The sequence below is a fragment of the Caulobacter sp. GW456-12-1-14-TSB4 genome (assembly GCF_059424195.1).
In genome coordinates, this window is the sequence record NZ_JBWKZF010000005.1 from 37,952 (window position 1) to 55,999 (window position 18,048).

Sequence of the window (18,048 nt, forward strand, 5' to 3'; positions counted from 1 at the left end):
CGAATTCATGTTCTAAAGCCCCGTCAGCCCGAAGTTTGGTCACGGAAGGCTGATGCGCTGTTGCGCGTGAACACAGGTCCGCTCTGTCGGGCGGCCTGCCCAATAAAACACCCACGGGGAATAAGCAGGACGCGCTTCCCTGTGTTCGCGCGTGACCAACCGTCCCGGCTCCTGCTGGGCGAACACGGGGTTATGCATGCGTGCGAACGTGATGCAGGTTGCGGCCTGCGTGACGGTGATGGCTGCCGCCGTCGCCGCGCCTATCGTCTTGTGGAAGACCTGGACGCCGGAGCCGGCCGCCGCGGCGCCGGCCGCGCCAGAGGCACCGACGGATCCAAGGTACATTCCCGTTTCCAGGGAGGATCAGGGCATGCCCGACCCAGCGGAGCCGGCGATCATCGAAGAGAAGGGCGTCACCTATTTCGATGGAGACGAGGACGTGGCCGCCTTCCTGGGTCTAAGCCAACCATGCACCGAGGCTTGGAGCGTCAGCATGAAGGAATTCCTGCAGATGCGAAGCCGCCAGGCCAAGGGCAGCGGGATCGTCCAGACCTACAAGCTGATGACGTTCCACAACCACGGAAAGCCAGTGGTGACCGTCCTTGAGGACACACACCGCACGTCGGGTGAGCCGCTGGCCGGCATACCCGAGAACGTCACCTACCAGTACGTTTCCGATTGGCCGAACGTTCAGCTCGTCGCCGCGAGGCCCGCGACGTCGTCAGCCGATCCGCTCGCCTTCTTCCAGGCCCGGCGCTCAGCCGCCTGTGAAGGGAAGCTAGCCAGCCTCTGACGGTTTCCGGTCGCTAGCCTCTTCATTCGACTTCTGCTTGTGCGGCTTGTGTGGTGTGCTCACGAGCTTGCCGAGCAGCGCGTTGAAGACCTCTTCTGCATGTTGTTCGTCGTCGCTGGGGATGTCGGGCATGTCAGAAGTCTCTGATGAAGGACTATGGCCGGATGATACCCTCTGGAACGAAGCCAACCTAGCGCTCGGTCGCTTTCTGACTGCTTGGGGCGCCATTGAGAACGTGATCGCAGCCCTGTTCCGAGACTTCGGCATTCCCGATCGCGCCGTAGCTTCGATCGTTTTAGGCGAGCTGGCGACCAAGGCACAGATCAAGATCGTGACGGCGATGATCAAACGCCGACCGTCCAACGCCGAGTTAGACGCCTTGCTGAAGGCTATCGATCAGGTGGGCGCAGCCAACCAGAGGAGGAATGCGATTGTTCACGCCCACTGGTCGCTGATGACACCGCCGCCAGTCCTCTACCGGGTGGCGCAGAGCGTAACCGACGATGAAATGTCGCTGCTGATCGCAGGCATCAAAGGTCGCCATGAGGGGCAGAAGATCCGCGACACCCGAGGCCTGACGGTCGCCAAGATCAACAAGGAAATCGTCAGACTGCGGAAGCTGCACCAAGCTCTTCTGGCGTCGCGAGACCTTGCCTTACGGTCTCCATCGCCAGATACGCCCTCTTGAGAGCAGCTTTGGCGGCGCTCTCGGCGCGCTCAATTTCAGCGGCGCGCATCGACCCGTTTGGGTCATCGCCTTCGGGATCCCAATCGATCATGTCGTAATCGACCATCAGGCTTTTGACCTGCTCGAACCCGGCATCGACCATGCCGTCCGTGACGCCAGTCGAGGCGATTGCAAAAGCTACGCCGCCCGAATCCCCCACCGCCTCGTCCTGCTTTGCCACCTACATAACTCCCCTCTAAGAGAGAGGGAGGGGCCCGCGCCGCAGGCGTGGGAGGGTGAGAGGTTAGGCAAAGCCGGTGGCCGGTTTGCACATCTCTCTGGATTTTCAGGATTATTCGGAGAGGGTGTAACCTCTCACCCTCCCATGCTGCGCATGGGCCCCTCCCTCTCTCTAAGAGAGAGGGCTTCAGGTGACGCACGAGCGTTCGCGCTTCTCCGTCCTCGGCCTGAAAACCTGCCGTACTCTCTACCCACCTCGTCGCGAGGAAAGGGCGCATGGCCAGCGACCGTTGCGGCGGCGGGGTGTGATCGAGCGGGCGTGCTCATCGGTGCGGTTTCGGCCGCAACTGCATCCCTCTGGCGGCGGTCGGCCCTGGAACACAGAAACGACGTGGGATGTTGGGCCGAAGAGACGACAGGTTCGGGGAAACCCGGACAGCCGGGACCAGGCTTCGCGGCCTGGCCCGCCCGTCGGAGGCTTCAAGGGCGAACAGGTGCGAACAGCGTCGGGACGTCACGCTTCCGGATAACGATCGCGCGGAGCGTCGGGCTTCGTCGAAACGGTATTTCTTGTCTCACACTCCGGACGCTGTCCGGCGCTCCGCGTCCCTTTCCTTGAGCTTCAGCGGCTGGCCGCGTGGAGGTGTGGACGTGCGCCCAGCTAGCTGCTCCCCCGCGATGCGGGGGAGCTGTCGCGGAGCGACTGAGGGGGCGAGCTGGATCGAGGCCGTGCTGCCCCCCCTCCGGCCCTCTGGGCCATCTCCCCCGCGACGCGGGGGAGGATCTCAGCCCGCCGCCGCTTCCAGCTTCACCAGCACCACGCCCTCGCTGACCTGGCCGCCGGCGACCGCCGTCAGCTCGGCCACCACGCCGTCGAACGGAGCCGCTAGAGCGTGTTCCATCTTCATGGCTTCCAGGGTCAGCAGCGTCTGGCCCTTGGTCACCGCCTGGCCGGCCTCGACGGCGACGGAGACGATCTTGCCCGGCATCGGCGACAGGATCGCGCCGTCCGAGGCCGCCCCTTCGCCCGCTCCGCCGACCTTGGCGGCGAAGTCGAACTCGACGACGTCGCCGCCCTCGAACACCTGGATCGGACCCTTGCCGTAGGTGGTCGGCAGGCGGGTGACCTCGTCGAAGGTCGCGCCGTCCGCGTGGCGGATGTCCCACGACCAGTCCTCGGAGCCACCGCCGATCAGGGCGACCTGCAGCGGCATGGCCTTGCCGTCGGCCGACATCGGCAGATGCATCGGGGCGCGGGGGGCGTTCATGCGGAAGCCCAGCAGCTTGGACGGCGCGCTCTCCCACGGGTCGCGGCGGGCCTCGGCCTCCAGGAAGCTGTCCAGCCGCCAGCCGATCGCGGCCATGGCCGGCTCGTCGCTGAAGCCGCGCTCGACCAGCTCGTCCAGGCGGGCCTCGATGAAGCCGGTGTCGACGGCGCCGTCGACGAAGTCGGGGTGGCTGGCGCACCTGGCCAGGAAGGCGGCGTTGGTCTTGACCGGCCAGACCTCGACCAGCGCGCAGGCCTCGGCCAGCCGCTGGGCGGCGTCCTCGCGGTCGGCGCCGTGGGCGATCAGCTTGGCGATCATCGGGTCGTAGAAGGGCGTGACCTCGCCGCCCTCCTCCACCGCGCTGTCGACGCGGACATCGCCTTCCGGCAGGCGGAAGTGTTTCAGCTTGCCCGTCGAAGGCAGGAAGCCGGTGGCCGGGTTTTCGGCATAGAGGCGGGCCTCCATGGCCCAGCCGTCCAGCGTGATCTCGTCCTGCTCCAGCGGCAGCGGTTCGCCCGAGGCGACCAGCAGTTGCCACTCGACCAGGTCCTGGCCGGTGACCATCTCGGTGACCGGGTGCTCGACCTGGAGACGGGTGTTCATCTCCATGAACCAGATGCGGTCGGCGCGCAGGCCTTCCGAAGCGTCGGCGATGAACTCGACCGTGCCGGCCCCGACATAGCCCACGGCTTGCGCGGCCTTCACGGCGGCGGCGCAGACGGAGGCGCGGGTGGCCTCGTCCATGCCGGGGGCCGGAGCCTCCTCGATGACCTTCTGGTGGCGGCGCTGCAGCGAGCAGTCGCGCTCGAACAGGTGGACGACGTTGCCGTGGGTGTCGCCGAACACCTGCACCTCGATATGGCGCGGCCGGGTGACGTACTTTTCCAGCAGCACGCGGTCGTCGCCGAAGCTGGCGGCGGCCTCGCGACGGCACGAGCCCAGGGCGGCTTCGAAGTCGTCGGCGCGATCGACCTTGCGCATGCCCTTGCCGCCGCCGCCGGCCACGGCCTTGATCAGCACCGGGAAGCCGATCTTGCCGGCTTCGGTGGCCAGGCGCTCGACCGACTGGTCCTCGCCCAGATAGCCCGGCGTGGTCGGCACGCCGGCCTCGATCATCACCTTCTTGGCCGCGTCCTTCAGGCCCATGGCGCGGATCGCCGAGGGCGGCGGACCGATCCAGACCAGGCCCGCGTCCGTCACCACCTGGGCGAAGTCGGCATTTTCCGAGAGGAAGCCATAGCCGGGGTGGATGGCCTCGGCCCCCATCTGCTTGGCCGCCGCCAGGATCTTCTTCGGATCCAGATAGCTCTCCTTCGCCGGCGCCGGGCCGATCAGGATCGCCGCGTCGGCCTCCATCACGAAGGGCGCGTTGGCGTCCGCTTCGGAATAGACGGCGATCGTCCGCACGCCCAGCTCTCGGGCGGTGCGGATGATGCGACGGGCGATCTCGCCTCGGTTGGCGATCAGGACGGAGGAGATCAAGGCTTAGACCTACATCTGGGAAAGGGTGAAGAGCATCAGGCCGACCATCAGAAGCCCGAAGGACGTGACGCCGATGGTCCAGACGATCCAGGTCTTCAGCAGGGCGCCGAAGATGCTGGAGCCGTAGCCGCCGCGCATCGTCTGGAAGAGATTGATCGGCCCCCACAGGCCGGCGATGCCGAACGCGGCCGGCCAGGCCGACATCGGCAGGACCATGCACACGGCATAGATCAGGAACGAGAACGACAGCAGGTTCGTGGCCACCAGCAGGTGGTCGTAGATGAAGTACTGGCGCTTGTTCACATAGACCAGCGCCAGGCTAAGGCCGGTGATCGGCAGCAGCAGCACCGCCAGGCGGTGGGCCCAGCCGAACAGGACCAGCAGGTAGTAGTCCGGGTTCTCGATGGCCTTGGCCAGGTTCTGCTTCCAGCCCTTGACAGTCTCGTTGCTGTCGAGGTTCGTGTGGCCCTTCGCGTTCGCGTCGATGCTCGCCTGGGGCGGAACCGTGACATTGACCTGCGTGCCGTCGACCGTGACCCCGGTCAGTTTCTTCTGGCCGTTCGGCAGCGTCTCGGCGTCCTGCAGCTTCAGGTCCCGGACCTGCTTGGCCGCGTTGGACATCTTGCCCCTGCTCTTGGCCAGGGCCTCTTCGGCGGCGTTGGGATTGTCCTGCAGCGCCTGGGCCTCGGCCATCGACTTGGCGTAGCGGTCCTCGGCCTTCTTGGTGTCGTCGGCGAATTCCTCGGCGATCTTGGCCTTGTCGGCGCCTTCTTCCTTGAGGTTCCCGTCACGCTGTTCGACGGCGTCCCTCAGGCGTTCGGCGCGGTTCTCGGTCGCTTCCTTGCGGATTTCGTCGGCCTTGGCCTTGCGGCCGGCCGGCGTGGCCAGCTGGGCGGCCTCGCGCTCTTCCTTCAGCTCCTGCTCATGGCGGAGGCCGTGGATGGCGTGCTCGGCGGCGAAGATGAACAGCAGCAGGGCCACCAGGAAGGTCCGGAACGGCGGCACATGCCGCACGATCCGACCTTCCATGTAGTCCTTGGCCAGCTTGCCCGGCCGGAAGAACAGCAGCGGCAGGGTGTTGGCCAGGCGACCGTCGAGGTGGAACATCCCCTCGATGGCCTCCCACATCAGGTGCAGGATGGAGCGGTGATGGGTGTCCGCGCTCTGGCCACAGGAGTGGCAGAACCAGCCCTCCAGCGGCGTGCCGCAGTTCTTGCAAAGCTCGCCCTTATGGTCGAACGGCTTCTTCTTCGGCCGGATATAACCGCCCGCCGAGTCCGCCGCCGCCGCTTCCAGTTCCGCCCCAGTGATCACGCCCTACGCCCCCAACGGTTGAGTCTATTCAGCCCAGGACGGTTTACGACGGGCGAGGAAGGCGCGCACCCCTTCTTGGCCCTCTTCCGACACTCGGCGACGGGCGATGCGTTTGGCGCTCTCCTCGATCAGGCCCTTGTCGATTTTCTGGCCAGCGAAGTCGTTGACCAGGGCCTTGGCGTCGCCCATCGCGCCGGGGGCGCAGGGCAGCATTTCCTCGATCAGGGCGTCGCGGGCGACTTCCAGGCTGGCGACGTCCTCGAAAACCTCATCGACCAGGCCGTAGCCCCAGGCGTCGTCGGCGTCGAACACCCGGCCGGTGGCGAACAGCAGCTTGGCGGTCCGCGGGCCCAGGGCCTGGATCACGTAGGGGCTGATGGTCGCCGGGGTCAGGCCCAGCTTGACCTCGGAGAACGAGAACTTGGCGTCGATCAGGGCGATGGCGTGGTCGCACGCAGCCACCAGGCCCGCGCCGCCGCCGAAGGCCGGGCCTTCGACCATGGCCACGGTCAAGGCCGGGATGTCGTGCAGGGCCTTGAGCATGTGGGCCAGTTCGAGGGCGTCGGCGCGGTTGTCGTCCTCGTCCCGCTCAACGGCCTCGGCCATCCAGTCCAGGTCGGCGCCCGCGCTGAACGCGCCGCCGACACCGCGCAGGAACACCACCCGCACGCCCTCGGCCCCGTGCAGGGTCTCGAACGCCTGGCGCAGGCCCGAAATGGTCTCGGCGTCGAAGGCGTTCTTCTTGTCGGGCCGGTTGATCCAGACCGTCACCGCGCCGTCAGGCGTGCTGTCGATATGAACGAGCGGGGTCATGGTCTCGGTGTCGGGCACTTCGACGATGGGATCGGCGATCGGGTTGGTCATGGGGCTCGTTCCTTTTTAAGCGCTACATCCGGAAAACGCCGAAGGTGGTCTCCGGGATCGGCGCATTCAGCGAGGCCGAGATGGCCAGACCCAGCACGTCGCGGGTTTGCGCCGGATCAATGATGCCGTCATCCCAGAGGCGCGCCGTGGCGTGATACGGATTGCCCTCATCCTCATAGCGCTGGCGGATCGGCGTCTTGAAGGCTTCCGCCTCCTCCGGCGTCCACTTGGCCGCGTCGCGGTGGACGGTGGCCAGCACGCTGGCGGCCTGCTCGCCGCCCATCACCGAGATGCGACTGTTGGGCCAGGTAAAGAGGAAGCGCGGGGAATAGGCTCGGCCGCACATGCCGTAGTTGCCGGCCCCGAAGCTGCCGCCGATCAGGACGGTGAACTTGGGCACCTCGGCCGAGGCGACCGCCGTGACCAGCTTGGCGCCGTCCTTGGCGATGCCGCCGGCCTCATACTTGCCGCCGACCATGAAGCCCGAGATGTTCTGCAGGAAGATCAGCGGGATCTTGCGCTTGCAGGCCAGCTCGATGAAGTGCGCGCCCTTCACGGCGCTCTCGGAAAACAGCACGCCGTTATTGGCCAGGATCGCTACCGGCTGTCCCCAGATGCGGGCGAAACCGCAGACCAGGGTGGTGCCGTACAGCGCCTTGAACTCGTCGAACTGGCTGCCGTCGACGATGCGGGCGATGACTTCGCGGACGTCGTAGGGCGCACGGACGTCGGTCGGGACGATGCCGTAAATCTCTTCAGGATCGTACAGCGGCGGCTCGGACTCGGTGAGGACCAGCTGATCGGGCTTGGTGGTGTTGAGGTTGGCGACGATCGAGCGGACGATCTCCAGCGCGTGCTCGTCGTTCTCCGCCACGTGGTCCACGACACCGGAGCGACGACCATGGGTGTCGGCCCCGCCCAGCTCTTCCGCCGAGATGACCTCGCCCGTGGCGGCCTTCACCAGCGGCGGGCCGGCCAGGAAGATGGTGCCTTGGTTGCGGACGATGACGGTCTCGTCGCTCATCGCCGGGACATAGGCCCCGCCGGCGGTGCACGAGCCCATGACGCAGGCGATCTGCGGGATGCCCACCGCGCTCATGCGGGCCTGGTTGAAGAAGATGCGGCCGAAGTGGTCGCGGTCGGGGAAGACCTCGGCCTGGTGCGGCAGGTTCGCGCCGCCGCTGTCGACCAGATAGACGCACGGCAGGCGGTTCTGGGCGGCGATCTCCTGGGCCCGCAGGTGCTTTTTCACCGTCATCGGGAAGTAGGCCCCGCCCTTCACCGTGGCGTCGTTGGCCACGATCATCACCTCGCGGCCCGACACCCGGCCGACACCGCAGATCATGCCCGCGCCCGGCGCTTCGCCGCCATAGAGGTCGCAGGCGGCCAGCTGGCCGATCTCCAAGAAGGGCGAGCCGGGATCCAGCAGGCGCTCGACGCGCTGGCGGGGCAAGAGCTTGCCGCGCGAGGCGTGGCGCTCGCGCGAGCTCTCGGGACCACCGAGGGCCGCGTGCGCGACCTTTGCGCGCAGTTCGTCGGCCAGGGCGCGGTTGTGGGCCGCGTTACGGGCGAAAGCGTCACCGGACGCGTCGATAACGGAGTTCAACTTCGGCATGACCGACGCTTAGCCTCTTCCACCCCAACCCGGAAGTCGTAGTTTTTTGGACCCTGAAGAGAAAGATTCCGGGCCAAATCCGTTCTCGGACATTTCCAGTTCGAGATCAACAGTTGCGCCTTAAGCCGCCCCCGTGGTCAAGCCTTGCGCCTTGAGCTAGCGTCCGCGCCGTGGAAACGCCCCTGCCCGACGACTCGGCCCTGGCCCGCCTGTTCGCCCGAGAGCGACGGACCGGCGTCGCCGCATGGTTTTCGCTGCCGGGCGGCGCGGTGCTGTTCAGCCCCGGCGAGGACGCCGACCAGCTCTATTTCCTGAAGACCGGACGCCTCGGCGCCTTCCGCCGCGAGGAGGGCCAGGAGCCGCAGTTCCTGGGCGTCATCCGTCCAGGCGAACCGGCCGGCGAGATGGCCCTGGTCGGCGGCAACGCCCACTCGGCCTACATGGTCGCCTTGCGCGACAGCGAGGTCCTGTCCCTGCCCCGCGAGGATTTCTTCGAGGCGGCCGAGGAAGACCCGCATGTGATGCTGGAGCTGTCGCGGCTGATGATCCGCCGCGCCCGCCAGGCCCAGACCCACGCGGCGATCGGCGATCCGTCGGTGTTCGGCTTCATCGCCGTCGAGGGCGGCGCGGCCATCCGGCCCGTGGTCGAGCGCCTGGCCCGCTGCATCGAGGCCCTGGGCTACTCGGTCACCGTCGAGGGCGGCGAGTCGCTGCTGGCCCCGACCGAGTGGTTCAGCAATGTCGAGCGCGAGCACGACTTCGTCCTCTATGTCGCCGAGGCCGACGAGACCGCCTGGAAGCACGTGGTCGGCCGCCAGGTGGACCGCCTGTTCCGCATCGGACGCGGTGACCGCACGCCGCCGGACGAAATCCCCTCCTACGCTTCCGGTCCGCTGCAGGCCCAGCGGCTGGTCGACCTGATCCTGCTGCAGTCGGCGACCCTGACCCGCCCCACGGGCTCGGCGGCCTGGATGGAGGCCACCCAGGCGGCGCGGCTGTTCCATCTGCGCGAGAACGGCCTGGCCGACATGCAGCGGCTGGCGCGGGTGCTGACCGGTCAGTCCGTGGGCCTGGTGCTCTCCGGCGGCGGCGCGCGGGCCTATGCCCATATCGGCGCGATCGAGGCGATGCGTGAGCGGGGCATCCCGATCGACTTCGTCGGCGGCGCCTCGATGGGCGCGATCGTGGCGGCCGGCATCGCCATGGGCTGGGACGACGGCGAGCTGGAGCATCGCATCCGCAAGGCTTTTGTCGACACCAGCCCGCTGGACGACATCGCCTTCCCCTTGATCGCCATGACCCGGGGCGAGAAGGTCAAGGCGCGGCTGGACGAGCATTTCGGCACGGTCGATATCAGCGACCTGTGGCTGCCGTTCTTCTGCGTCTCGTCGAACCTGACCTCGGGCGCCTATCAGCTGCATCGCACCGGCGATCTCCAGACCGCGCTGCGGGCCTCGATCTCGCTGCCGGGCGTGCTGCCGCCAGCCACCGAAAAAGGCCAGGTGCTGGTCGACGGGGCGGTGATGAAGAACTTCCCGGCCGACGTGATGCGCTCGTTCCAGCTCGGGCCGATCGTCGGGGTCGATGTCACCCGCGGCCGCAGCATCACCGCCGACGACGTCTACCGCCCCCCGTCGATCTGGAGCTGGATCGCTTCGGGCGAGTGGCGCAAGGGCCCGCCGATCGTGGCCCTGCTGATGCGCGCGGCCACCGTGACCACGGGTCGGGACCTCGCCGCCGCCCGCGAGGCCACCGACGTGCTGGTCACGCCGAAGCTGGAGGGCGTCGATATCCGCGACTGGCGCGCGTTCGAGCCCGCCGTGAAGGCCGGCTACATCGCCGCCAGCCAAGCGCTGGACGCCTTGCCCCGGCCCGTCGATGAGCTGCGCCGCCGGCCCAGCCTGGCCGAGAAGCACGCCGGGGTCAGTCCTTCCGCGCGACGATGAACAATCGCTTGAACGGAAACAGCGTCACGCCGTCCTCGCGACGCGGATAGTCTTGCGCCAGCCGCTCCCGCCAAGCGTCGAGGAACGGCTTCTTCTCGTCATCGGGCAGGGCGTCGAGATAGGGCCGCAAGGTCGTGCCCAGGGTCCAGTCGACGATCGGATCCTGGCCGTGCAGGGCGTGCAGATAGGTCGTGGTCCAGATGTCGACCTCGGGACAGGTCGGGGCCAGCCAGGCGTAGTAGTCCTCGGCCGCATTGGCGTGGCGCACGCCCTCGACGCCGGTGAAGCGGTCGGCCCACGGTCCTTCGGCGGCGATCTCAGTGAGCGTGCCTCGCCAGCCCAGGCCATCGGCCACCGGCATCTGCACGGCCAGCACGCCGCCGGGCGCGAGGCTGTCGGCCAGGCGCGGGATCAGGCTCGCATGATCGTCCACCCATTGCAGGGCCGCGTTGCTGAAGATCAGGTCGGCTGGAGCGTCGGGCGCGAAGCCGTCGATGTCGCCCAGCACCCATTCGACCCGCGCCGGCAGGGCCTTGGCCCGCTCCAGCATCTCCGGACTGGAATCCAGGCCCCGCACCCGCGCCATCGGATGCCGCGCGGCCAGCAGCGCCGCCTGCTCGCCCAGGCCGCAGCCCAGGTCCCAGACCTCGCGGGGCTCAAGGTCGCGAGGAATGGCGGTCAGCAAATCCAGCGCCGGCCGCTCGCGATAACGGCGATAGAGGGCGTAGATGTCAGGATCCCAACTCGCCATCTACGCTCCCCAACTTCCCCTGCGACAATTTTTCACTCGCGCGGCAAAAACCTTTTGTGAAGAATTCTTCTCAAAGGCGAATTTTTACCATACGGTTCGAGTCAGATCCCCGACAGAGGGATTTAAGGGAAGGATTCACGCGGCATGCTCACGCCCATCAATTTCGTCCCCAACGGCCCTCCGGCCCGGACGCCAGGTTTTCGTCGTCTCAACCTCAATCGCCCCTTGGCCGTCGGCGCGGCCTTCGCGCTGTGGGCGGTCATCCTCATTGCCTTCAGGTTGCTGACGATCTGAGCACGGACAGCGCGACGCCTCGTCGCGGTCGACTCCCCCTTTTCATTCGCGAAATCGGGTCCATATTCAGGCTGTGTTGTTCAACCAACTGAAAGGAGGTGACCAGTGTCTCATTGTCTCCAACCGCGGTCGCAAGTCGTGACCTGGAGCCTTATGAATGAGGTCTCCGCCTAGGGCGCGTTGAACGCCTGAAGGTTCAAGTCACACGCTGCGAGAGCGGCTACGACGATGGAGGGCCGTCCCGAGCAATCGGGGCGGCCCTTTTTCTGTCTGCGACGACTTCCATCTACGACTACGGCCCGCTTGCGCCCCGCCGCCCCGCCATGCCTGACTAGCCCGATAACCAGAAAGCGGGAGGACGGCGGATGCGGGCTTTTGCGGCGGCAATTCTGATAGCGGTAACAGCGGTGACGGCGAGCCAGGCCCCGCCCGTGACGATCACCGTCGACGCCAAGGCCGCCGGCCCCGTGATCGCCCGAGACGTCTTCGGCCAGTTCGCCGAGCATCTGGGCCGGGGCGTCTATGAAGGCGTCTGGGTCGGCCCGGACTCGCCGATCCCCAACACCCGCGGCATGCGCAACGATGTCGTCGGCGCCCTGAAGGCCCTGAAGGTCCCCAATGTCCGCTGGCCTGGCGGTTGCTTCGCCGACACCTATCACTGGCGCAAGGGCGTCGGCCCGACCCGCCAGCCGACCCTGAACGCCAGCTGGGGCGGCGTGATCGAGCCCAACACCTTCGGCACGCACGAGTTCATGGACTTCGCCGACCAGATCGGCGCGGACGCCTATGTGTCGGTCAATGTCGGCTCGGGCACGGTCGAGGAGATGACCGACTGGATGGACTACATGACGTCCGACCGGCCGACCGCTCTCGCCAAGGAACGCGCCGCCAACGGCCACCCCGCGCCCTACACGGTGCGCCTGCTGGGCATCGGCAATGAGAACTGGGGCTGCGGCGGGGCGATGACCGCCGACCAGTACGTGCAGGAGTTGCGCAAGTACGCCACCTTCGCTCGCAACTATGACAGCGGCCAGAAGGGCATGGTCCGCGTCGCCGCCGGCCCCAGCGACGACGACAAGGTCTGGACCGACACGGTCATGAAGGCCTGAAGCAACCGCAATTACGCCTGGGACTTCGAGGCCCTGTCGCTGCACGCCTATTCCGGCTTCGCCAAGTGGCCGCCGAACATGGCCGCGACCGGCTTCGACGAGGCGGCCTATGCGCTGGTGCTGAAGTCGGCCCTGCGGATGGAGACCTATGTCGCCGACCACGCCGCGATCATGGACCGCTATGACCCGGAGAAGAAGGTCGGGCTCTATGTCGACGAATGGGGCGCCTGGTACGCGGTCGAGAAGGGCACGAACCCCGGCTTCCTCTACCAGCAGAACAGCCAGCGCGACGCGCTGCTGGCGGCTTTGACCCTGAACATCTTCGCCCGCCACGCCGACCGGGTGCGCGGCGCCAACATCGCCCAGATGGTCAATGTGCTGCAGGCGATGATCCTGACCGACGGCGGCAAGATGCTGCTGACGCCGACCTACCACCTGTTCTCGATGTACACGCCGTTCCAGGACGCGACGTCCGTGCCGATCAAGCTCGACGCGGGGACCTACCAGGAAGGCGACACCGCCCTGCCCCGCCTGGACGCCATCGCCGCCCGCGACAAGGGCGGCGCGCTGTGGCTGGCGGTGACGAACCTCGATCCGCATCAGGCTGCCGAGGTCGAACTACCGGCCAAGGCGGTCGTCGGCCGGACCCTGGCCGCGCCGCGCTTCAACAGCATCAACACCTTCGAGGCCCCGAACACGGTCGCGCCGAAGCCCGTCAGCGCCAAGGCCAAGGGCGGCAAGCTGGTGCTGCCCCTGGCGCCGGCGTCGGTGACGGTGGTGCGGCTGGAGCCTTAAGCCCCGATCAGCTCGCGGCCGATCAGGAAGCGGCGGATCTCGTTGGTGCCGGCGCCGATGTCGTAGAGCTTGGCGTCGCGCAGCAGGCGCTCGACCGGCCACTCCTTGGTGTAGCCGGCGCCGCCCAGGGCCTGGATGGCTTCCAGCGACACCTTCACGGCGTTCTCGGACGCCATCAGGATCGCGCCGGCCGCGTCGAAGCGCGTGGTCTTGCCGGCGTCGCAAGCGCGAGCCACGGCGTAGACATAGGCGCGGGCCGAGTTCAGGGCCACGTACATGTCGGCGATCTTGCCCTGCATCAGCTGGAACGAGCCGATGGCCTGGCCGAACTGCTTGCGGTCGCGGACATAGGGCAGGACGATATCCAGGCAGGCCTGCATGATACCCAGCGGACCGGCGCTGAGCACGGCGCGCTCGTAGTCGAGGCCGCTCATCAGCACCCCGACGCCGCCGCCGACCGGGCCCATGACGTTCTCTTCCGGAATCTCGCAGTCCTCGAACACCAGCTCGGCGGTGTCGCTGCCGCGCATGCCCATCTTGTCCAGCTTCTTGGAGACGCTGAAGCCCTTCATGCCCTTTTCGACGATGAAGGCGGTGATCCGGCGCTCATCCGTCTTGGCGTAGACCACCAGGGTGTCGGCGTGCGGGGCGTTGGTGATCCAGAACTTCGTGCCGTTCAGGACGTAGCGGTCGCCCTTTTGTTCAGCGCGCAGCTTCATCGACACGACGTCCGAGCCCGAGCCGGCCTCGCTCATGGCCAGCGAACCGACGTGCTCGCCGCTGATCAGCTTGGGCAGGTAGCGCTGCTTCTGCTCGGGCGTGGCCCAGCGGCGGATCTGGTTGACGCAGAGGTTGGAGTGCGCGCCGTAGCTGAGACCCACCGAGGCCGAGGCGCGAGAGATCTCCTCCATGGCGATCACGTGCTCGAGATAGCCGAGGCCGAGGCCCCCGAACTCTTCCTCGACCGTGATGCCGTGCAGGCCCAGGTCGCCCATCGGGACCCACAGGTCGCGCGGGAATTCATTGGTTTCGTCGATCTTGGCGGCGACCGGCGCGATCTTGTCGGCGGCGAAGCGGGCCGTGGTGTCGCGGATCGCGTCCGCCGTCTCGCCCAGCGCGAAATCCATCGAGGGTGCGAAATTCGTCATGTTAGCTCCTCCCACAGCACAAACGCCCGCCGGTCTTTGTGACCTGCGGGCGTTCTTGCTCAAGTTCCCCTAGCGCGCCAGCCGAAAGTGGTTGCCGGTTTCGGCGATTGGCGCGCTATCTCTAAGAAAGAGAGCCCTCCAGGCTCTCGGGGAAGCAAAGAAAACTATTCTTCGTCGCTCGCATCGGGGCCGGCAAGGCGGCGGAGCAGAAGATAGGCCGAAACCACGAAACAGATCGCGCCAATCATGCTGGCGCCGTAGCCGAACATCTTCACGCCGGTGTCGGAGCCCGCGGCCACGGTCAGGATCCACAGCACGCCACCGCCGAACAGGGCCAGGCCCAGGATGCCCAGGCTGACCAGCAGGCTGGTGTTGCCAAAGCGCGGATCTTCGGCCTGGACCAGGGAGACGTCCATCGTCTGCAGGTCGACTTCCTCGCTGGTCGAGAAGCCGCCCAGATTGAACACCGACGAGCTGGCGGCCGGGCCGCCGAACAGGGTCGGCTCGCTCTGGACCGTCTGCGAGGCCGGGGCGAAGCTTTCGACCGGCGTCGGCCGTGCGACTTCCTCGACTGGCTGCGGCGTCAGGCGGAACGGCGTGAACTCGACCGGCGCGGCGACCGGCTCGACCGGGGTCGTGGTCGTCTCGTCCTGGAACAGCACCGGCGCGGGCTCGGTGACGGTCAGCTGGACCGGAGCCGGCGGCTCCGGCAGGCCCAGGTCGTCCTGGCGCACGGGCTTTGGCGCGGTCGTAGTCGTGGTCGGAGCGGCCAGCGGCGCGTCCGGCAGGATGGCCTCAAGGCGCGCGGCGACGGCGGCGGCCGAGGTTTCGGTGGCGGTCGGGCCGTCCTCTTCCGGGACGACGATGTTCAGCGGCAGGCCTTCCTCGCGCTCGGTGACGACGCGGTCGCCCTCGGTGCGGGTGTTGACGGCCATCGGCGTCTGTTTCGGAATGGCGCAGCCGGCGTCGTAATCGACCTTCGGGCGCAGCACCGGGCTGGGCGCGGGCACCCATTCGCCGTTGGCCGGCGTCAGGAACAGGGTCTTCTCGGCCGAGCGGCGGCGGACCAGGGCGTCGATGACGATCCGCTCGCCCTCGAAGTCGGCCTTGCGCCACATCTCCATCGCGCACGCCGCTTGCAGCAGCGAGCCTTCATTGATCCGGCGCAGCACGCCCGAGCGGAGGAAGTTGTCGAGACCGATATTGAAGGCGAAGCAGACCAGGGCGTCGAACTGGTTCTGGTTCAGCGGCGCGTAGGTATGTTCGTTGACCGAATGGGCGACCGAGATCAGGTCGTACAGCAGCAGGGCCTCGGCGTCCTTTTCAGAGACGGAGGCGCCCTCGCGAGCGGTCAGGGTATGGCCATAGCCGACCGTCCAGCGCCCGTCGGGGAGCTGCGCGGCCTTCTGACGGTAGCCTTCGAATCTCTTGATGAGATCGACGGCCGTCCGGGTGACCTGATGGCGCGGTTTCATCGCGGAGTTTGACCCAGTTTGAGACAGACGCGGATGCGTTCGCCTGTCTCGGCGCAAGGTCGGCGCCAGTTTTCCCTACTGAGGCGAGAAAGGCGTCAGTGCAGCAAGAGCGCCGCGATCAGCAGCACCGCGAAGAAGCCGGTGAAATCCGTCAGGAAGGTCACGAAAATCGACGACGACACCGCGGGGTCTCGGCCCATCTTCTCCAGCGCCAGGGGCATCAGGATGCCGCCCAGGGCGGCGGTGAAGATGTTGGCGATCAGGGCCGAGCCGACGATGATCGCCAGCTTGCCGTGGTGGTCGGCGGGGCCGAAGAAGAGATAGGTCGCCGCGCCCATGACCAGGGCCAGGCACACGCCGTTGACCAGGCCGACCAGCAGCTCGCGCAGCACGATCCGGCGGGCGTTGGCCGTGGTCAGCTCCTTGCTGGACAGGGCGCGCACGGCCACGGCCAGGGTCTGGGTGCCGGCGTTGCCGCCCAGGGACGAGACGATCGGCATCAGGATGGCCAGGGCCACCAGCTGGGCGATCTCGGCCTGGAAGATGGCCACGCCGCTGACCGCCAGGGTCGCGGTGGCCAGGTTCAACATCAGCCACGGCAGGCGCGACTTGACGATCTCGATCACCGAGGCGTCACGGCCGGCGTCGGACACACCGGCCAGGGCGAGGATGTCTTCCTGCGCTTCGTCGCGGATGACCTCGACGATGTCGTCGACGGTGATCTGGCCCACCAGGCGTCCGCCCGCGTCGATCACCGGAGCGCTGATCAGGTGGTACTTGTCGAAGATGTAGGCGACCTCTTCCTGGTCCATGCCGACATCGATTTCGGTCGCCGCCTCCATCAGCTCGGCCAGCGGCGTCTCGCGGCGGCTGCGCAGCAGGATGCTGATCGGGATCGCCCCGACGGGCTTGTAGGTCGGGTCGACCACATAGACGTCGAAGAAGAGCTCGGGCAGTTGGTCGCCCGCCTCGCGGACGTGGTCGATCGTCTGGCCGACGGTCCAGAATTCCGGCGCGGCCAGGAATTCGCGCTGCATCAGGCGGCCAGCGGTCTCGTCCTCGTACGACAGGGTCGTCTCGATGGCGGCGCGATCGGTCTCGCCCATGGCGGCCAGCACCTGGAAGCGCTTGGTGTCGTCCAGGTCGTCGATGACGTCGGCGGCGTCGTCGGTGTCCAGCTCCTCCAGCGCCCGGGCCAGGGTCACGGACGGGGTGGCTTCGAGGACTTCCTCGCGCAGGTTCTCGTCCATCTCCGACAGAATCTCGCCCAGGGCTTCCGGGTCGAGCAGCGGGATCACGTCCTCGCGGTAGTCGGCGGTGAGGAAGCCCATCAGGTCGGCGACGTCGGCCGGCTCCAGCGCCGTGACCAGCTCGCGCAGACGCTTGAGATCGCCGCTGTCGACCGCGTCGATCACCATCTCGACATATTCGGGATTGAGGGCGTAGTCGTCGCCTAGGGCGAGATCTTCCAGCTCCTCGGGGGTCTCGGACTTGGCCAGCGGGATGTCGTCCAACACGTCATCGGTCAGTTCGGCGGTTTCCCGGGTCATGGGGGCCTCCTGAGCTCAAAGAGCGCGTGGGTTCGTGGGCTGCGGTCCGATGAAGCGTCCCTGAGGCGAAATCAGGGCCTGAAACGATTAGAGCGCCCCCAGCGAGTCGGAAACCGATTTCGCCAGGAGCGCTCTATTCTGTGTTCAACACTGGTGCGGTCGAGAAGACTCGAACTTCCACATCTTGCGATACAGCGACCTCAACGCTGCGCGTCTACCAATTCCGCCACGACCGCATCGTGGTGAGGGGCGGCTGGTAGCAAACTGAGTCTGGTTCGGCAAGAACCGAGTTGCGGATCGCGCGCTAAAGCCGCGCTCACTCGTACGGCTTGCCCGGCCGCAAGAGTTGTTCCTCGGATTCCGGGTAGGTCCTGAGGATCAGGCCCTTGCGCGTGAAACGGCCGACGACGTGCAGCGTCTCGGGCGGATTGCTGTCCATGCGGTAGTCGAAGGTGATCGTGTCACCCTTGATCACGGCGGACGAGCGAAGCGCCTCGACGGGGCACTCGCCTTCACAGATCCGCGCCAGGACGTAGGGCTTGGGGCCGTCGAATACCTGGACACGGGCGCCGACGATGTCGCCGGTTTCCTCGATGGACCGGATATTGTCCCAGATGCCCGAGTGGGACTTGGCCGGCGCGGCGCCGGCCGTCAGGGACAGGGCCACCAAGCTGGCCAGGATCGTCGCTTGCCGTCGCATCACGTCTCCCGCTCTTCGCGGAAGACGTCTTTCATGC

General features: G+C 67.0%; 17 protein-coding genes, 1 tRNA gene and 2 pseudogenes. 7 read left to right on the forward strand and 13 right to left on the reverse strand.

What is annotated here, in order from left to right; all coding sequences use genetic code 11:
• The first annotated feature begins 196 nt into the window (after positions 1-196).
• A complete protein-coding gene (locus AC07YH_RS06100) occupies positions 197-793 on the forward strand; it encodes a hypothetical protein (protein ID WP_494746118.1) in 597 nt (198 codons plus the stop codon).
• Here AC07YH_RS06100 and AC07YH_RS06105 read toward each other — a convergent pair.
• Positions 779-925: a hypothetical protein gene (locus tag AC07YH_RS06105; protein WP_494746119.1), complete on the reverse strand. Its 147-nt coding sequence runs from the start codon at positions 923-925 to the stop codon at positions 779-781. The genes AC07YH_RS06100 and AC07YH_RS06105 overlap by 15 nt on opposite strands.
• Between AC07YH_RS06105 and AC07YH_RS06110 the strand changes: the two genes are divergently transcribed.
• The gene (locus AC07YH_RS06110; protein ID WP_494746120.1) at positions 924-1,481 is read left to right on the forward strand and encodes a hypothetical protein; all 558 of its coding nucleotides are present in this window, start codon (positions 924-926) and stop codon (positions 1,479-1,481) included. The genes AC07YH_RS06105 and AC07YH_RS06110 overlap by 2 nt on opposite strands.
• Here AC07YH_RS06110 and AC07YH_RS06115 read toward each other — a convergent pair.
• The 6 genes and pseudogenes from AC07YH_RS06115 to AC07YH_RS06140 all read right to left on the reverse strand — a co-directional run bounded on the left by AC07YH_RS06115 (position 1,399) and on the right by AC07YH_RS06140 (position 8,243).
• A complete protein-coding gene (locus tag AC07YH_RS06115; RefSeq protein ID WP_494746121.1) occupies positions 1,399-1,701 on the reverse strand; it encodes a hypothetical protein in 303 nt (100 codons plus the stop codon). The two genes, AC07YH_RS06110 and AC07YH_RS06115, sit on opposite strands and share 83 nt — an antisense overlap.
• A 246-nt stretch (positions 1,702-1,947) precedes the next feature.
• Positions 1,948-2,021 (reverse strand): annotated as a pseudogene (locus AC07YH_RS06120) (hypothetical protein); the annotation flags it as partial.
• 464 nt (positions 2,022-2,485) lie between these two features.
• Entirely contained in the window at positions 2,486-4,450 is a 1,965-nt protein-coding gene (locus tag AC07YH_RS06125; protein WP_494746122.1) for an acetyl/propionyl/methylcrotonyl-CoA carboxylase subunit alpha, read from the reverse strand.
• A gap of 9 nt (positions 4,451-4,459) precedes the next feature.
• A complete protein-coding gene (locus AC07YH_RS06130; RefSeq protein ID WP_494746123.1) occupies positions 4,460-5,764 on the reverse strand; it encodes a DUF3667 domain-containing protein in 1,305 nt (434 codons plus the stop codon).
• Between the two features lie 24 nt (positions 5,765-5,788).
• Positions 5,789-6,628, reverse strand: a complete 840-nt coding sequence (locus AC07YH_RS06135) for an enoyl-CoA hydratase-related protein (RefSeq protein WP_494746124.1) — start codon at positions 6,626-6,628, stop codon at positions 5,789-5,791.
• 22 nt (positions 6,629-6,650) lie between these two features.
• Positions 6,651-8,243, reverse strand: coding sequence for a carboxyl transferase domain-containing protein (locus AC07YH_RS06140; protein WP_494746125.1), 1,593 nt, complete (start codon positions 8,241-8,243; stop codon positions 6,651-6,653).
• Positions 8,244-8,413: 170 nt separating this feature from the next.
• Here AC07YH_RS06140 and AC07YH_RS06145 point away from each other — a divergent pair, with 170 nt between their 5' ends.
• Positions 8,414-10,189, forward strand: a complete 1,776-nt coding sequence (locus AC07YH_RS06145) for a patatin-like phospholipase family protein (protein ID WP_494746126.1) — start codon at positions 8,414-8,416, stop codon at positions 10,187-10,189.
• Here AC07YH_RS06145 and AC07YH_RS06150 read toward each other — a convergent pair.
• Positions 10,167-10,940 carry a methyltransferase domain-containing protein gene (locus AC07YH_RS06150; RefSeq protein WP_494746127.1) on the reverse strand — a complete coding sequence of 258 codons (774 nt, stop codon included), beginning with the start codon at positions 10,938-10,940 and terminating at the stop codon, positions 10,167-10,169. The two genes, AC07YH_RS06145 and AC07YH_RS06150, sit on opposite strands and share 23 nt — an antisense overlap.
• 144 nt (positions 10,941-11,084) lie before the next feature.
• Here AC07YH_RS06150 and AC07YH_RS06155 point away from each other — a divergent pair, with 144 nt between their 5' ends.
• From AC07YH_RS06155 to AC07YH_RS06170, 4 genes and pseudogenes are all read left to right on the forward strand, one after another.
• Positions 11,085-11,234, forward strand: coding sequence for a hypothetical protein (locus AC07YH_RS06155; protein ID WP_494746128.1), 150 nt, complete (start codon positions 11,085-11,087; stop codon positions 11,232-11,234).
• Between the two features lie 88 nt (positions 11,235-11,322).
• Positions 11,323-11,408, forward strand: a pseudogene (locus AC07YH_RS06160) (hypothetical protein).
• 257 nt (positions 11,409-11,665) lie between these two features.
• A complete protein-coding gene (locus tag AC07YH_RS06165; protein WP_494746129.1) occupies positions 11,666-12,343 on the forward strand; it encodes an alpha-L-arabinofuranosidase family protein in 678 nt (225 codons plus the stop codon).
• 78 nt (positions 12,344-12,421) lie between these two features.
• A complete protein-coding gene (locus AC07YH_RS06170; RefSeq protein WP_494746130.1) occupies positions 12,422-13,138 on the forward strand; it encodes an alpha-L-arabinofuranosidase C-terminal domain-containing protein in 717 nt (238 codons plus the stop codon).
• Here AC07YH_RS06170 and AC07YH_RS06175 read toward each other — a convergent pair.
• The 5 genes from AC07YH_RS06175 to AC07YH_RS06195 form a co-directional block, all read right to left on the reverse strand.
• Positions 13,135-14,286, reverse strand: coding sequence for an isovaleryl-CoA dehydrogenase (locus tag AC07YH_RS06175; protein WP_494746131.1), 1,152 nt, complete (start codon positions 14,284-14,286; stop codon positions 13,135-13,137). The genes AC07YH_RS06170 and AC07YH_RS06175 overlap by 4 nt on opposite strands.
• Positions 14,287-14,450: 164 nt before the next feature.
• Entirely contained in the window at positions 14,451-15,761 is a 1,311-nt protein-coding gene (spmX, locus tag AC07YH_RS06180) for a lysozyme-family localization factor SpmX (RefSeq protein WP_494746132.1), read from the reverse strand.
• Between the two features lie 95 nt (positions 15,762-15,856).
• Positions 15,857-17,311 (reverse strand): magnesium transporter, encoded by a 1,455-nt coding sequence (gene mgtE / locus AC07YH_RS06185; protein WP_494746133.1) that lies wholly within the window; start codon positions 17,309-17,311, stop codon positions 15,857-15,859.
• A gap of 151 nt (positions 17,312-17,462) precedes the next feature.
• A tRNA-Leu gene (locus tag AC07YH_RS06190) sits at positions 17,463-17,547 on the reverse strand.
• An 80-nt stretch (positions 17,548-17,627) separates the two neighbouring features.
• Positions 17,628-18,011 (reverse strand): DUF2147 domain-containing protein, encoded by a 384-nt coding sequence (locus AC07YH_RS06195; RefSeq protein WP_494746134.1) that lies wholly within the window; start codon positions 18,009-18,011, stop codon positions 17,628-17,630.
• Positions 18,012-18,048 lie beyond the last annotated feature (37 nt).

Bases quoted from the DNA above. Each gene is read 5' to 3' on its own strand.
- AC07YH_RS06155 (WP_494746128.1), top strand. From the start codon at position 11,085: ATGCTCACGCCCATCAATTTCGTCCCCAACGGCCCTCCGGCCCGGACG.
- AC07YH_RS06175 (WP_494746131.1), bottom strand. From the start codon at position 14,286: ATGACGAATTTCGCACCCTCGATGGATTTCGCGCTGGGCGAGACGGCG.
- mgtE (WP_494746133.1), bottom strand. From the start codon at position 17,311: ATGACCCGGGAAACCGCCGAACTGACCGATGACGTGTTGGACGACATC.
- spmX (WP_494746132.1), bottom strand. From the start codon at position 15,761: ATGAAACCGCGCCATCAGGTCACCCGGACGGCCGTCGATCTCATCAAG.
- AC07YH_RS06105 (WP_494746119.1), bottom strand. From the start codon at position 925: ATGCCCGACATCCCCAGCGACGACGAACAACATGCAGAAGAGGTCTTC.
- AC07YH_RS06170 (WP_494746130.1), top strand. From the start codon at position 12,422: ATGGCCGCGACCGGCTTCGACGAGGCGGCCTATGCGCTGGTGCTGAAG.
- AC07YH_RS06150 (WP_494746127.1), bottom strand. From the start codon at position 10,940: ATGGCGAGTTGGGATCCTGACATCTACGCCCTCTATCGCCGTTATCGC.
- AC07YH_RS06110 (WP_494746120.1), top strand. From the start codon at position 924: ATGTCAGAAGTCTCTGATGAAGGACTATGGCCGGATGATACCCTCTGG.
- AC07YH_RS06135 (WP_494746124.1), bottom strand. From the start codon at position 6,628: ATGACCAACCCGATCGCCGATCCCATCGTCGAAGTGCCCGACACCGAG.
- AC07YH_RS06140 (WP_494746125.1), bottom strand. From the start codon at position 8,243: ATGCCGAAGTTGAACTCCGTTATCGACGCGTCCGGTGACGCTTTCGCC.
- AC07YH_RS06195 (WP_494746134.1), bottom strand. From the start codon at position 18,011: ATGCGACGGCAAGCGACGATCCTGGCCAGCTTGGTGGCCCTGTCCCTG.
- AC07YH_RS06100 (WP_494746118.1), top strand. From the start codon at position 197: ATGCGTGCGAACGTGATGCAGGTTGCGGCCTGCGTGACGGTGATGGCT.